The sequence below is a fragment of the Vibrio sp. R11-SG3-ISO9 genome (genome assembly GCF_059834255.1).
On record NZ_JCBDGU010000024.1, the window covers coordinates 43,613 to 58,359 of the forward strand.

General features: G+C 46.5%; 11 protein-coding genes. 10 read left to right on the forward strand and 1 reads right to left on the reverse strand.

Annotated elements, in window-relative coordinates:
* Nucleotides 1–24: 24 nt before the first annotated feature.
* The 5 genes from rnc to acpS all read left to right on the forward strand — a co-directional run bounded on the left by rnc (nt 25) and on the right by acpS (nt 3,627).
* On the forward strand, nt 25–702 hold the full coding sequence (gene rnc / locus AC6R05_RS07135) for a ribonuclease III (RefSeq protein ID WP_032549805.1): 678 nt from the start codon (nt 25–27) through the stop codon (nt 700–702).
* Nucleotides 695–1,666 carry a GTPase Era gene (gene era / locus AC6R05_RS07140; protein ID WP_032549803.1) on the forward strand — a complete coding sequence of 324 codons (972 nt, stop codon included), beginning with the start codon at nt 695–697 and terminating at the stop codon, nt 1,664–1,666. Before rnc ends, era begins: the two co-directional genes overlap by 8 nt.
* Nucleotides 1,667–1,753: 87 nt before the next feature.
* A complete protein-coding gene (recO, locus tag AC6R05_RS07145) occupies nt 1,754–2,485 on the forward strand; it encodes a DNA repair protein RecO (RefSeq protein WP_032549802.1) in 732 nt (243 codons plus the stop codon).
* Nucleotides 2,482–3,219: a pyridoxine 5'-phosphate synthase gene (gene pdxJ / locus AC6R05_RS07150; protein ID WP_032549801.1), complete on the forward strand. Its 738-nt coding sequence runs from the start codon at nt 2,482–2,484 to the stop codon at nt 3,217–3,219. The genes recO and pdxJ overlap by 4 nt, the downstream gene beginning before the upstream one ends.
* Nucleotides 3,220–3,246: 27 nt before the next feature.
* Nucleotides 3,247–3,627, forward strand: coding sequence for a holo-ACP synthase (gene acpS / locus AC6R05_RS07155; RefSeq protein WP_500647003.1), 381 nt, complete (start codon nt 3,247–3,249; stop codon nt 3,625–3,627).
* Between the two features lie 89 nt (nt 3,628–3,716).
* Here the strand turns inward: acpS and barA are convergent, their stop codons facing one another.
* The gene (gene barA / locus AC6R05_RS07160; protein WP_500647004.1) at nt 3,717–6,530 is read right to left on the reverse strand and encodes a two-component sensor histidine kinase BarA; all 2,814 of its coding nucleotides are present in this window, start codon (nt 6,528–6,530) and stop codon (nt 3,717–3,719) included.
* 165 nt (nt 6,531–6,695) lie between these two features.
* Here barA and rlmD point away from each other — a divergent pair, with 165 nt between their 5' ends.
* The 5 genes from rlmD to eno all read left to right on the forward strand — a co-directional run bounded on the left by rlmD (nt 6,696) and on the right by eno (nt 14,659).
* Nucleotides 6,696–8,021, forward strand: coding sequence for a 23S rRNA (uracil(1939)-C(5))-methyltransferase RlmD (rlmD, locus tag AC6R05_RS07165; RefSeq protein WP_500647005.1), 1,326 nt, complete (start codon nt 6,696–6,698; stop codon nt 8,019–8,021).
* Between the two features lie 108 nt (nt 8,022–8,129).
* The gene (relA, locus tag AC6R05_RS07170; RefSeq protein WP_239841237.1) at nt 8,130–10,352 is read left to right on the forward strand and encodes a GTP diphosphokinase; all 2,223 of its coding nucleotides are present in this window, start codon (nt 8,130–8,132) and stop codon (nt 10,350–10,352) included.
* Nucleotides 10,353–10,694: 342 nt separating this feature from the next.
* Nucleotides 10,695–11,492 carry a nucleoside triphosphate pyrophosphohydrolase gene (gene mazG / locus AC6R05_RS07175; protein WP_331441524.1) on the forward strand — a complete coding sequence of 266 codons (798 nt, stop codon included), beginning with the start codon at nt 10,695–10,697 and terminating at the stop codon, nt 11,490–11,492.
* 151 nt (nt 11,493–11,643) lie between these two features.
* Nucleotides 11,644–13,284, forward strand: coding sequence for a CTP synthase (gene pyrG / locus AC6R05_RS07180; RefSeq protein WP_004739047.1), 1,641 nt, complete (start codon nt 11,644–11,646; stop codon nt 13,282–13,284).
* A gap of 76 nt (nt 13,285–13,360) precedes the next feature.
* Nucleotides 13,361–14,659, forward strand: a complete 1,299-nt coding sequence (eno, locus tag AC6R05_RS07185; RefSeq protein WP_032549795.1) for a phosphopyruvate hydratase — start codon at nt 13,361–13,363, stop codon at nt 14,657–14,659.
* Nucleotides 14,660–14,747: the final 88 nt, after the last annotated feature.

A 14,747-nucleotide genomic window follows, 5' to 3' on the forward strand; every position in this document is an offset into this window, starting at 1 on the left:
GATCACTAAATACATCGAGAGAGCATGAATTCTCCAATTGATAAACTAGAGAGAAAGATCGGCTATCAGTTCAAAGATACCGATCTCATTCACCTGGCGCTGACTCACCGCAGCGCTGCAGGTAAGCACAACGAACGTCTTGAGTTTCTGGGCGATTCAATTTTAAGTTTTGTCATCGCTGATGATCTCTACCACCGTTTCCCGAAAGTAAACGAGGGTGATATGAGCCGTATGCGTGCTACTTTGGTACGTGGACATACATTGGCTGAACTAGGTCGTGAATTCGCCCTAGGAGATTACTTAAAATTAGGTCCAGGTGAGTTAAAGAGTGGCGGATTCCGTCGTGACTCTATTCTGGCAGATGCTGTCGAAGCAATCATTGGTGCTATTTACCTAGATAGCGACACTGAAACAATTCGCGGCATCATTTTAAGCTGGTACAAAACTCGCCTAGAAGCGATTCAGCCTGGTGTTTCTCAAAAAGACCCGAAAACGCGTCTGCAAGAGTTCCTACAGGGCCGAAGAAATCCGCTACCTGTCTACACAGTGACTAATATTAAAGGTGAAGCACACAACCAAGAATTTACGGTTGAGTGTAAAGTGGCAGGTGTGGATAAACCTGTTATCGGTAAAGGCACTAGCCGCCGCAAGGCAGAACAAGCGGCTGCTGAAACAGCATTAGAGCAACTAAGCAATGTCTGATAACAACCAAGAATTCGATATCGATGCATTCTTTGCATCTGATAACAAAGAACCTAGCCTACCGGAAAACCAGCACTGTGGTTTCATCGCTATCGTCGGTCGTCCGAACGTAGGTAAGTCGACACTTCTGAACCATATTTTGGGTCAAAAGATTTCGATCACATCGCGTAAACCTCAAACGACTCGTCACCGTATTATGGGTGTAGAGACCGAAGGGGATTACCAAGCGATTTACGTTGATACTCCAGGACTTCACATCGAAGAGAAGCGTGCTATCAACCGTCTGATGAACCGTGCAGCAAACAGCTCTTTGAGTGATGTGAACTTGGTACTTTTCCTTGTTGACGGTACGCACTGGACTGAAGACGATGAGATGGTACTGACCAAGCTTAAGAAAGCGAACTTCCCAGTCGTTCTTTGTGTGAACAAAGTAGACAACGTGCAAGACCGCAATGACGTGATGCTGCACATGATGGAAGTGTCTAAGAAGATGGACTTCATCGATGTTGTGCCAATTTCGGCAAAACACGGTAAGAACACTGATGTACTGCGTAAGCACGTTCGTGAACATCTTCCGAAAGCGACACACCACTTCCCTGAAGAGTATGTAACAGACCGTTCTCAGCGCTTCATGGCGTCAGAGATCATTCGTGAGAAGCTGATGCGTTTTACGGGTGATGAGTTGCCTTACTCAGTGACGGTTGAGATCGAACGCTTTGACTACAACCCAGACAACGATGGTTTCCACATCAACGCTCTTATCCTAGTTGAGCGCAGTGGCCAGAAGAAGATGGTGATTGGTAAAGGCGGCGAGAAGATCAAGACAATCGGTCGCGAAGCTCGTCTGGATATGGAAGAGCTATTCGGTCGTAAAGTATTCCTAGAAACTTGGGTTAAAGTGAAGTCGGGTTGGGCTGACGATGAACGTGCACTGCGTTCACTGGGCTACATCGACGACTTATAACCCGCTAGAGGCGCAAGCGCTTCGCTCCGGGTCGAAACCATTTTAAAAGGAGCCAGTTAGGCTCCTTTTTTCTATTTAGAAGGTGATATGTCTTCAGAAGGGTTACAGCGCTGCTTTGTATTACATCGCAGACCGTACAGTGAATCGAGCCTGATTTTAGATGTGTTCAGTGAAGAGTTCGGACGAATGACACTGATGTCTAAAGGGGCACGCAGTAAGCGTTCCAATCTTAAAGGCGCGTTGCAGCCGTTTACACCACTGCTGCTGAAATGGTCTGGTAATGGCTCAATGAAAACATTGCGCCAAGCGGAACCTATCAGCCTTGGACTGCCGCTAACTGGGATTAACCTCTACTCCGCCATGTATGTAAATGAATTAATCGGGCGAGTTTTGATGGCAGAAGTGCCAATGCCCGCACTTTTTCATGATTATCTTAATGCTTTAACAGAACTGGCGCATAATGAAAATCCAGAGCCTGCATTGCGACGCTTTGAACTCGCTCTGTTATCAGCAATGGGTTACGGCGTTGATTTTCTGCACTGTGCAGGTACCGGAGAACCTATTGATCCGACAATGACTTATCGCTATCGCGAGCAGAAGGGCTTTATCGCCTCAGTACGTCGTGACAACCTGACCTTTATGGGTGATGAACTGATAGCGATCAGTGAACGTAGATTTATAACGAAAGAGCAGTTAAAAGCGGCAAAACGCTTTACACGCATAGCCTTAAAGCCGTATCTTGGCGGCAAACCATTAAAAAGTAGAGAGCTGTTTATGCCACAAATAGGTCTCTCTAGAGCACGGAGTATTGGAAAATGAGCTCAATCCTTTTAGGCATTAATATCGACCACGTTGCAACCCTACGTAATGCACGTGGAACTCAATACCCAGATCCAGTTCACGCAGCAGAAATTGCTGAGCGTGCCGGTGCAGACGGTATCACAATTCACCTGCGTGAAGACCGTCGTCATATCCTTGACCGCGATGTTCGTATTCTGGCTGAAACTATCCAGACTCGCATGAATTTAGAGATGGCGGTAACGGATGAGATGGTACAGATTGCACTAGATACTAAGCCTGAGTTTGTTTGTCTGGTTCCTGAAAAGCGTGAAGAGCTAACGACAGAGGGTGGCTTGGACGTGGTTGGCCAACTTGAAAAAGTAAAAGCGGCGACACAAAAGCTGACTGAAGCGGGCATCAAGGTATCTCTATTCATCGATGCGGACCGTGAGCAAATTGATGCAGCGAAAGCGTGTGGTGCACCATTCATTGAACTGCACACTGGTCACTACGCAGACGCGAAGACTGAAGAAGACCAACAAGATGAGCTGAAAAAGATCGCAGCAGGCGCAAGCTACGCAGACGACCTAGGCATCACAGTGAATGCAGGTCACGGCCTGACGTACCACAACGTTGCGCCAATCGCCGCTTTACCAGAGATCTACGAGCTGAACATTGGTCACTCTGTGATTGGCCGTGCAGTATTTGATGGCCTAGCGAAAGCGGTATCAGATATGAAAGCGGTCATGGAAAACGCGCGTAACAACGCTTAATTGATAAAATCGGAAGGTTAAAGAGTCATGGCAGTGGTTGGCCTTGGTACAGACATCGCAGAGATTGAGCGAGTTGAAAAGGCATTAGCACGCAGTGGCGCAGCCTTTGCGGAGCGTATCTTAAGTGAGGTGGAGCTTGAACAGTTCCACTCTTTGAAGCAGAAAGGGCGCTTTTTAGCTAAGCGCTTTGCCGCCAAAGAGGCTGCTTCAAAAGCACTAGGGACCGGTATCGCAATGGGCGTCACCTTCCATGATTTTCAGGTTGCGAACGATGAGTATGGTAAGCCAGTTCTTACCTTGCACAACAAAGCGAAAGAGTTAGCCGCAAGCATTGGCGTTAACTCTATCCACATTACGATCTCAGATGAACGTCACTACGCAGTAGCAACGGTGCTCTTCGAGTCTTAATGTTCCGCTAAGCAGTGACAATCAAAAAAGCAGAGCTATTGGCTCTGCTTTTTGTTTTTATGGTGCCCATTACTTACCTGTGCCGAGGATTAACTCGGCTGAATCGGAGTCAGGTAGTGAATTGCTGTGGCCTGTACCTTATCTAGCTCATCCTGAAGTTCGAACAGTTCTGGCTCGATGTCCTCTATCTGAGTGCCAGAGCGCAGCTCTTTCTCAATGGTCGCACACACCGCTTTGAGTCTCGGCACACCGCTGTATGAGCTGCTGCCGTGCATCTTGTGGATGATGTGGATTAGCTCATCAACTGAGTAGTCCGGTTCTTCAATCGCTTTCTCTGCTGCGTCGTACACTTCAGGAATAAAGTCGACCAGCATCTGCAACATATCACGCGCAAGATCTTCTTTATTGGCCGCTTGCTTGAGTGCGGCTTGCCAATCAATGATGATGTTTTTGTGCTGGCTACTCTCTGTTTCGATAGTATGACTTTCAATCTCAACACCAACTGCAGGGTGCTCAGGATCGATCTTTTCTACATTCTCTACTTCAGATTCGGGGCTCCAGTGAATCAGAACTTGCTGCAGTACATGCTCTTCAATTGGCTTGGTCAGATAATCGTCCATACCAGCTGCCAATAGACGATCGCGTTCGCCACTCATTGCGTGGGCTGTTACCGCAATCACTGGTGTATTGGCGTTATTTTCCAGCTCTTTGATATGCTTACATGCGGTCACACCATCCATCTGTGGCATTTGGATATCCATGAAGATGATATCGAATGTCTGCTCAGTCGCTCGGTCAATTGCTTGCTGGCCATTAGTACAGCTGACAACCGTTTCCACACGCTCTTGCAGTAGCGCGGTAATCAGCTTCAAGTTGGCTGGGTTATCATCGACTGCCATCACTGTCAGTGGTAGCTTCTCGTCGCTATGCGTCTCAATGACTGGTGCATTGAGGAGCGGTGCTTGGTTAGAGACAAGAGTTTGCAGCAGCTTCTTGCGAGACAGTGGTTTGGTGATGCACTGTACATCAACATTTTTCATCAACTGCTCACCCAGTGCGAGCTCGGTACTTGGGGTGCCAATGATGACGTTTTGCGAGATCTCTCTAGCGCGGTTTGCCCATTGCTGAACGACTTCTAGTTCATAGTCTTGGTTAGCCGCAAGATTGAGAAGAACGTAATCATAGTTGGTCGACTCCTCAGGCATTACTGAACGGTAGGTCACGATCAACCCTTCTTGAGTCAGTACTTGCTGAGTAATCGACGCCGCTTGCATGTTCGGTTCAATCAACAGCAGTTGCTTCTCTTGCAGACACTGGGTCTCTATAAGATCTGTCATCGGCATATCGGTGGTCGATAGTCTTAGTGTGAACCAGAATGTCGAACCTTGGTGCAGGCGACTGGTTAGACTGATCTCGCCGCCCATCTGGCTAACCAGTTTTTGGGTGATAACCAGACCTAACCCTGTACCGCCATAGCGACGTGAGATACTCGCATCGGCTTGGCTAAAGGCTTGGAACAGTTGTGCTTGCTGGCGTTCAGAGATACCAATACCGGTATCTCGCACCATGAACTGTAGCTCGATGTTATCTTCTGATTGAGAACGTAGCTCAACGCTGATATCGATGTTACCGCGCTCGGTGAACTTGATGGAGTTGCCCACCAGGTTAGTAAGAATCTGTTGAATACGCAGTGGGTCACCGACAAGACCAGCAGGTACTTTCGGGTCAACTTTCAGAGTTAGTTCAAGCCCTTTCTCGTGAGCATTGGTAGCTTGTAGGTTCACTACCTCTTCAAGGCTTGCTTGGAACTCGAACGGGATATTCTCTAGAGCCAGTTTACCCGCTTCGAGCTTCGAGAAATCGAGGATATCGTTAATGATGCTCAGTAGGTTGTTAGCTGAGCGTTCAATGGTCTGCAGATAATCGGTCTGGCTGGTGGACAGGTGCGTTTTCAGCATCTGACGAGTAAAGCCAATCACACCATTAAGCGGCGTTCTTAGCTCGTGTGACATGTTGGCCAAGAACTCCGATTTCACGCGCGCCGCTTCTTGAGCGCGCTTCTTCGCGATATCCAATTCAACGTTCTGAATTTCTAACTGCTCGAGTGTTTCACGTAGATCGGACGTCGCTTGGTCGATACTGTGCTGCATCTCAACGTGGTATTCAGAAAGAGATACCGCCATCGCGTTGATACCGTTTTTGAGTGAGTCCAACTCACCGTGCATCTTGCCTTCGATACGTACATCTAAGTGACCACGACGAATTCGGTCTACCATGTTCTTCATGTGTGTGATCGGTTGAGTCACGTCGTGCATTAAGCGGAATGCAAACACACCAGACAGGCCAAGGCCTAGGATAAGGACCAGAAACGCTGAGAAGATCTCTTGGTATTGTTGTAGTCGTAATGAGGAGAGATCCAGCTCGATGGCGATGTAACCGACAGCCTGATTCGCTTGAGACTGCCCGTTAGCAGAGTTCATGAACTGACCTTCAGCAATAATAGGGGTTCTTAAAATCAGCGTATTATCAAGCAACTTGGACGAACTAAGGTGCGGGATAGGCTTATCTTTGGGATAGGTTAGGCTTTCAAAGTCAGGGTGGAAGTTTGAGGTTACAAATAGCTCATGACGCTCATCGAACACCGCGATACTGCGCACCAACTTAGAGTTCTTACGATGGGCGTAGCTGATGAGTTGACGAACCGACTCTCGACTCTCTAATTGCATGCCAGACTCACTTGCAATCGCAAGAGGTTCTATAATGCTGGTACCTGTATTGACAACTTGTCCTTCGAGGTCTTGATAGCGGTTAAATGAGAAGAATGCACTCAATAACAACCCTATAATCAGGGTCGGAGCTAGAGTTAGGGTAATTACACGGGCTCTCAAGCCATATCTGGTCATGTTCTTTAATTACATCGAGGTCTGGATATGGGAAAATAACGCACACAATGGTGGCTAAGTGAACGGTAAGCTTAATCAAAGCCGCCACGTTCGACAATGATTCCAAGACATAATAGTGAGTCCTGGATACAAATAAATGATTAAAAGATAGTTTAGGCACAAGCAATGGCACGTTTTTTTCAACCAAAAAAGAAAACTCAATTCGAGACCAAGCATCAATCGGTTTTGGTTGAACGAATGGATCACAATGGCGCAGGTATCGCTTATCAGAAAAATAAACCTGTGTTTATTGATGGTGCGTTGCCGGGTGAGCAGGTGGTAATTCAATTAACGGAAAGTAAAAGTAAGTTTGCCCGTGCGAAGCTGATTAAACTATTAAAGCCAAGTGAACAGCGACTAAAGCCTTTCTGTAAGCACTTTAATCAGTGTGGCGGTTGTCATTTACAACATATGGATTATGCATCGCAAGTAGAGCACAAAGGGCAGTCACTGAGTCACTTGATGAGCCAATACCAAACCCCTACCACTGAAATTGCAGAACCAATTACAGGCCCGCAGGTTGGCTATCGTCGCCGTGCTCGCGTGAGCTTGTTTATGGATAGAAAGAATCAACAGCTGCAGTTTGGTTTTCGCAAGAAACAGAGCAAGCATATCGAGAATGTGACGGATTGTGCAGTGTTGGAGCCTAGTTTAAATGCGCTGCTGCCAAAGTTGAAAACGCTACTCGATACCTTTAGTCAACCCATGAACCTTGGGCACGTAGAACTGGTTCTGTCTGACAAAGGGCCTGTGATTGTCCTTCGTCACCTTAAACCACTAACAGACAAAGACCAGCAAGCACTTATCGATTTAGCAACAGAGCAGGGTGCAATCTTGTATTCAATGCCAGAAACAGATCAGCTGGTTCGTTTGGTGGGTGATGCGCCGACATACAGTGAAACAGGCGTTACTTTGCCGTTTGAACCGAATCACTTTATTCAAGTCAATCAGCAAGTGAACCAGAAGATGGTGGCACAAGCGATTGAATGGTTGAATCCACAAGCTGATGAACGTGTTCTCGACCTGTTTTGCGGTTTAGGTAATTTCAGTTTACCTATTGCAAAACAATCTGCGTTGGTGGTCGGTGTTGAAGGCGTCGATGAAATGGTGAAACAGGCAACAAGCAATGCCGAAGTAAATCAACTCAACAACGCGACATTTTACCAAGCGAATCTAGAAGAAGAGCTCTCTTCTCAGAAGTGGGCGAAAGAGAAATTCGATAAGGTATTGCTTGATCCTGCGCGCGCTGGAGCAAGTGGGATTGTCGACCAAATTTCAGCGCTAGGAGCGAAGAGTGTGGTTTATGTTTCATGTAATCCTGCTACTCTAGCTAGAGATACGGCAAGCTTGCAAAATCAAGGTTATCAAATGGTCAAAATGGGTATGTTAGACATGTTTCCGCATACCAGTCATTTGGAATCTATGGCACTATTCGTCAAAGAAAAATCATAGAACGAAAAGGCGTATAAGAAACGTCTTGTTACCAGTATGAGTCGAACTAACTTGGACCCGGTTAGTCATACTGAGTTGGGTATAAAACATAATAACTAGGAAGGCATGATGGTTGCGGTACGAAGCGCACATTTAAACCCAAGCGAACAGTTTGAGCTAGAGAGCTGGATTGCATCTTTAAATCAGGATGCCAAAACGTCGAATAAACTGATCAAGGTTTATCGTCACTGTGAAGAACTGCTAAAAGAGCATGAGCAAGCCTCACTGCTATTGTGGCGTGGCCGAGAGATGATAGAAATCTTGGTGACGTTATCAATGGATCGCGCGACACTCGTTGCGGCTCAGCTTTTCCCTGTTGTCTCCAGTGGTGTATTTGAGCGAGAAGCCTTTGAAGAGAGCTACGGCAAAGAGATCGTTAAGCTGATTGATGGCGTTGAAGAGATGGCGGCACTTGGCCAACTCAACGTTACCCTTGAAGGCAGCGCAGCGTCAGGCCAGGTTGATAACGTGCGCCGCATGCTATTGGCTATGGTTGATGATTTCCGCTGTGTGGTCATCAAGCTTGCTGAGCGTATTTGTAACCTTATCGAGGTGAAAAAAGCACCTGATGAAGTGCGTAGAGCGGCAGCGAAAGAGTGTGCCAACATCTATGCGCCACTGGCTAATCGTCTTGGTATTGGTCAGCTTAAATGGGAAATCGAAGACTACGCTTTTCGTTACCAACAACCAGATACCTATAAGCAGATCGCTAAGCAGCTTTCTGAGCGTCGTATCGTTCGCGAACAGTACATCACAGATTTCGTTGATGACCTTACGTCTGAAATGGGACGCTCTAGCATCAACGCGGAAGTAAGCGGTCGTCCAAAACATATCTACAGCATCTGGCGTAAGATGCAGAAGAAAGGCTTGGCTTTCGATGAGCTATTTGACGTGCGTGCTGTACGTATCATCGCAGACCAACTGCAAGACTGTTATGCAGCGCTTGGTGTTGTGCATACCAAATACAAACACTTACCAAGTGAGTTCGATGACTATGTCGCGAACCCGAAACCGAATGGCTACCAATCTATCCATACCGTGGTACTTGGGCCTGAAGGCAAAACCATCGAGATCCAGATCCGTACTAAACAGATGCACGAAGACTCAGAGCTGGGTGTTGCCGCGCACTGGAAGTACAAAGAAGGCTCATCAGGTGGTCGCAGCGGTTACGATGAGAAGATCACATGGTTGCGTAAGCTGATCGATTGGCAAGAAGAGATGTCTGACTCTGGTGAGATGCTGGATGAAGTTCGTAGCCAAGTCTTTGATGATCGTGTATACGCGTTTACACCACGCGGTGATGTGGTCGACTTACCAATGGGCGCAACTCCGTTGGATTTCGCTTACCACATTCACTCTATGGTCGGTCACCGCTGTATCGGTGCCAAAGTAGGTGGACGTATCGTTCCATTTACTCACAAGCTCTCGATGGGTGATCAGGTTGAGATCATCACTCAGAAAGAGCCAAACCCTTCACGTGATTGGCTAAACCCAACCACAGGCTTCGTTCATTCTGGTCGTGCTCGCGCCAAGATTAACGCTTGGTTCCGCGCACAAAGCCGTGAGAAAAACCTCGAAGCAGGTCGTGATATTCTAGAGAGCGAGCTGCACAAGATTGGCGCGACGCTCAAAGACGCCGACCAATATGCCCTGAAGCGTTTCAACGTGAATACGCCAGATGAGCTGTATGCGGGTATCGGTAGCGGTGATTTGCGAATCAACCAAGTGATCAACCACATCAATGCATTGGTGAATAAGCCAACTGCGGAAGAGGAAGATCAAAAGGCACTAGAGAAGCTACTTGAGTCAGAAAACAAGCCTGCTCAACAGAGCCGTCCTAAGAAAGATGCGGTTGTGGTTGAAGGTGTCGATAACCTGATGACGCACCTTGCACGCTGTTGTCAGCCAATCCCAGGTGACAGCATCAAGGGTTACATCACTCAAGGTCGTGGTATCTCTGTCCACCGTAGTGATTGTGAGCAACTGAGCGAGCTAAGAATCCACGCACCAGAGCGTATCATTGATACGGTTTGGGGTAATGGCTTCGTTGGTTCTTACATCCTAACGCTGCGTGTTGAAGCGCTAGAACGTAGTGGATTATTGAAAGACATCACCTCGCTGTTTGCTAATGAGAAGATCAGTGTTACGACCATGAAGAGCCGTACTGACTACAAGCGTCAGCTATCAGTGATGGACTTTGACCTGGAAGTGACCAACATTGAAATCCTCAGCCGCGTGACGAGTCGCGTCGAGCAGATCAAAGATGTTATGAGCGTCAAGAGATTAGGATAGTTTTTACGTTGTACTTAGCTTTCTAACGGCGTTAGTTTCACTTATTTTCGGAATGCCGGCCCAGGCTCATCACATAGGCAAGCTATGCTCAGGAGCCTCATAAGTTTACTGCCTTGTTAGAAGAACTAATTACTTAGTAAAAAAACATAGTTGTCATTCCCTACAGTGAGGAACGAACGTGATAGGGAATCTCGCTAAGTAGTTTGAGATCCCCAACTCGCTCATACTTCGCTCTTGGGGATGACGAAAAATAGAAAGGTGAGTGGTTTTAACTGCTCACCTTTTTTAGTTTTAAGAAAAGAATTAGATTAAAACAATCAAATAGGATAATAGGAAAGCACCATGAGCCACCCGATTGAACAACTAGAACAAATTATGGCGAAGCTGCGCGATCCAGAAGGTGGCTGCCCTTGGGATCTGAAACAAAATTTTGAAACAATTGTCCCGCATACTATCGAAGAGACATACGAAGTAGTGGATGCGATTCACAACAAGGATTGGCCAAATCTACAAGAAGAGCTGGGCGACTTGTTGTTTCAGGTGATTTTTTACAGTCAACTTGCGAAAGAGCAAGGGTTGTTCGAGTTTTCTGATGTGGTAGATGGTGTGAATGAGAAGCTGACTCGTCGTCATCCACATGTGTTTTCTGATGTTGAATTTGATGATGAAGAGGCAATCAATGCCAACTGGGAAGCCGAGAAAGCCAAAGAAAAAGTGCAAGCAGGCAAAACTCAGGAAAGTATTCTAGACTCAATACCAAACTCTCTACCTGCACTTTTGCGTGCTACAAAGGTGCAAAAGCAGGTAGCAAAATATGGCTTTGATTGGGAATCAATTGGCCCTGTTGTCGATAAGGTTCGGGAAGAGGTCGATGAAGTGCTTGAAGAAGCACTGCAAATTACGCCAAATGAGGATTTGGTAGAGGAAGAATTGGGTGATTTACTGTTTGCGACGGTGAATCTAGTGAGGCATCTAGGGAAAAACCCAGAATCGGCACTGAGCAAAGCTAACGTAAAATTTGAGCGTCGCTTTAAAGGTGTAGAAGGAAAAGTTCGTCAAAAAGGTAAAACTTTGAACGATTTTTCCCTCTCTGAGCTCGATTCTATGTGGGATGAAGTCAAGTTGGCGGAGAAAAGTTGAACAAAGCTTTTGTGCTGATTTGATTTGAAGCAAAAAATAAAAAATAGCAGTGTGATAGATTTCACGTTGTGGCGATAAGGGGCTTCTGGTATATTTTCATCCCGTCCAGAAGAAATCCATTTTCCCTCATTCAACCAATTTCAGGTTAAACATGACGACAAATTACATTTTTGTTACTGGCGGGGTTGTATCCTCTCTAGGTAAAGGTATTGCAGCGGCATCGCTTGCAGCTATTTTAGAAGCTCGTGGTCTTAAAGTGACTATGATGAAGCTTGACCCTTACATCAACGTTGATCCAGGCACTATGAGCCCGACTCAACACGGTGAGGTGTTCGTTACGGAAGATGGCGCTGAAACTGACCTTGACCTTGGTCACTACGAGCGATTCATTCGCACCAAGATGACTAAGCGTAACAACTTCACAGCGGGTCGTGTTTACTCAGACGTTCTAGCGAAAGAGCGTCGCGGTGATTACCTAGGTGCAACTATCCAAGTAATCCCTCACATCACTAACTCTATCAAAGACCGTGTAATTGCTGGCGCAGAAGGCCACGATGTTGCGATCGTTGAAGTTGGTGGTACGGTTGGTGATATCGAGTCTCTACCATTCATGGAAGCGATTCGTCAGCTAGCAGTAGAGCTAGGCCGTGAGCGTGCAATGTTCATGCACCTAACACTAGTTCCTTACCTAGCAGCAGCTGGTGAAGTGAAAACTAAACCGACTCAGCACTCTGTAAAAGAGCTACTGTCTATCGGTATCCAGCCAGATATCCTAGTTTGTCGTTCTGATCGCATGATCCCTGCGAACGAACGTAAGAAGATTGCTCTATTCTGTAACGTTCAAGAGAAAGCAGTAATCTCAATGAAGGATGTAGACTCAATCTACAAGATCCCTCAACTAATTAAATCACAAGGTCTTGATGACCTAGTGTGTACTCGTTTTGGTATCAACGCTCCAGAAGCAGACCTATCAGAATGGGAACAGGTAATCTATGAAGAAGCGAACCCAACTGGTGAAGTAACCATCGGTATGGTTGGTAAATACATTGAATTACCAGATGCATACAAGTCAGTGAACGAAGCACTTAAGCACGCGGGTCTTAAGAACCGCCTAAGCGTTAAGATCAAGTACGTTGACTCTCAAGAAGTAGAAGCGAAAGGCGAAGAAGCACTTCAAGGTCTTGACGCTATCCTAGTACCAGGTGGCTTCGGTGACCGTGGTGTTGAAGGTAAGATTTTCGCAGCACAATACGCTCGTGAGAACAAAGTACCTTACCTAGGTATCTGTCTTGGTATGCAAGTGGCACTTATCGAGTACGCACGTAACGTTGCGGGCATGGAAGGTGCACACTCTTCAGAATTTAGCAAAGACACGAAGTACCCAGTAGTTGGTCTAATTACTGAATGGGTAGATGGTGAAGGTAAAGTTGAAGAACGTACTGAAAAATCTGACCTAGGTGGTACTATGCGTCTAGGTTCACAACTATGTCACCTAGAGAAAGGTACGAAAGCTCGTGAACTATACGGTAGCGCGACGATCCATGAACGTCACCGTCACCGTTACGAAGTGAACAACAATCTTCGTCCACAAATCGAAAAAGCGGGCCTAAAAGTATCGGGTCTGTCTGCGGACAAGAAGCTGGTTGAAGTTATCGAGATTCCAAACCACCCATGGTTTGTTGCAGCTCAGTTCCACCCAGAGTTCACTTCTACGCCTCGCGATGGTCACCCATTGTTCGAAGGCTTCGTTAAAGCGGCTGGCCAAAACCAGCGTGACGAATTAGAGAAGTAAAGGATACCGGCAGTAGCGTTTGCAGTGCTGCTGCCTTTAATTTGACATTATATATTCAACGAGAAGGAAACATTCAATGTCTAAGATCGTTAAAGTTCTAGGTCGTGAAATCATCGATTCACGTGGTAACCCAACTGTAGAAGCTGAAGTACACCTAGAAGGCGGTTTCGTAGGTATGGCTGCTGCTCCATCTGGCGCATCAACTGGTTCTCGCGAAGCTCTTGAGCTACGTGACGGCGACAAAGCACGTTTCCTAGGTAAAGGTGTTCTTAAAGCTGTTGAAGCTGTAAACGGCGAAATCGCTACAGCTCTAACTGGTAAAGACGCTAAAGACCAAGCTGCAATCGACGCAGTAATGATCGAGCTAGACGGTACTGAGAACAAATCTAAGTTTGGTGCTAACGCAATCCTAGCTGTTTCTCTAGCGAACGCTAAAGCTGCTGCAGCGGCTAAAGGCATGCCTCTATACGAGCACATCGCTGAGCTAAACGGTACTGCTGGTCAGTTCTCTATGCCTCTACCAATGATGAATATCATCAACGGTGGTGAGCACGCAGACAACAACGTTGACATCCAAGAGTTCATGATCCAACCAGTTGGCGCTAAGACTCTTAAAGAAGGTCTACGTATCGGTGCAGAAGTATTCCACAACCTAGCTAAAGTTCTTAAGTCTAAAGGCTACAGCACTGCAGTTGGTGACGAAGGTGGTTTCGCTCCTAACCTTAAGTCTAACGCTGAAGCTCTAGAAGTTATCGCAGAAGCTGTTGCAGCTGCTGGTTACGAACTAGGTAAAGACGTTACTCTAGCTATGGACTGTGCTGCATCTGAGTTCTTCGACAAAGAAGCTGGCATCTACAACATGAAAGGCGAAGGTAAGACTTTCTCTTCTGAAGAGTTCAACCACTACCTAGCTGAGCTAGCTAACCAATTCCCAATCGTTTCTATCGAAGACGGTCTAGACGAGTCTGACTGGGATGGCTTCAAGCACCAAACTGAACTACTAGGTGACAAGCTTCAACTAGTAGGTGACGACCTATTCGTTACTAACACTAAGATCCTTGCTGAAGGTATCGAGAAAGGCGTAGCTAACTCTATCCTTATCAAGTTCAACCAAATCGGTTCTCTAACTGAGACTCTAGCTGCAATCAAGATGGCTAAAGACGCAGGTTACACAGCTGTAATCTCTCACCGTTCTGGCGAAACTGAAGACGCAACTATCGCTGACCTAGCGGTAGGTACTGCTGCAGGTCAAATCAAGACTGGTTCTATGAGCCGTTCTGACCGTGTTGCTAAGTACAACCAACTAATCCGTATCGAAGAAGCTCTAGGTTCTAAAGCTCCTTACAACGGTCTTAAAGAAGTTAAAGGTCAATAATTCATACATTGAATTGTTAGCTTAAAGCTTTTGAAACGCTCTACTTCGGTAGGGCGTTTTTTTATGTTTGTAGAAAATAGCGAGAAGA

Excerpts from the sequence above, each read along its gene's own strand:
- rnc (WP_032549805.1), top strand. The coding sequence starts at position 25 with ATGAATTCTCCAATTGATAAACTAGAGAGAAAGATCGGCTATCAGTTC.
- era (WP_032549803.1), top strand. The coding sequence starts at position 695 with ATGTCTGATAACAACCAAGAATTCGATATCGATGCATTCTTTGCATCT.
- recO (WP_032549802.1), top strand. The coding sequence starts at position 1,754 with ATGTCTTCAGAAGGGTTACAGCGCTGCTTTGTATTACATCGCAGACCG.
- pdxJ (WP_032549801.1), top strand. The coding sequence starts at position 2,482 with ATGAGCTCAATCCTTTTAGGCATTAATATCGACCACGTTGCAACCCTA.
- acpS (WP_500647003.1), top strand. The coding sequence starts at position 3,247 with ATGGCAGTGGTTGGCCTTGGTACAGACATCGCAGAGATTGAGCGAGTT.
- barA (WP_500647004.1), bottom strand. The coding sequence starts at position 6,530 with ATGACCAGATATGGCTTGAGAGCCCGTGTAATTACCCTAACTCTAGCT.
- rlmD (WP_500647005.1), top strand. The coding sequence starts at position 6,696 with ATGGCACGTTTTTTTCAACCAAAAAAGAAAACTCAATTCGAGACCAAG.
- relA (WP_239841237.1), top strand. The coding sequence starts at position 8,130 with ATGGTTGCGGTACGAAGCGCACATTTAAACCCAAGCGAACAGTTTGAG.
- mazG (WP_331441524.1), top strand. The coding sequence starts at position 10,695 with ATGAGCCACCCGATTGAACAACTAGAACAAATTATGGCGAAGCTGCGC.
- pyrG (WP_004739047.1), top strand. The coding sequence starts at position 11,644 with ATGACGACAAATTACATTTTTGTTACTGGCGGGGTTGTATCCTCTCTA.
- eno (WP_032549795.1), top strand. The coding sequence starts at position 13,361 with ATGTCTAAGATCGTTAAAGTTCTAGGTCGTGAAATCATCGATTCACGT.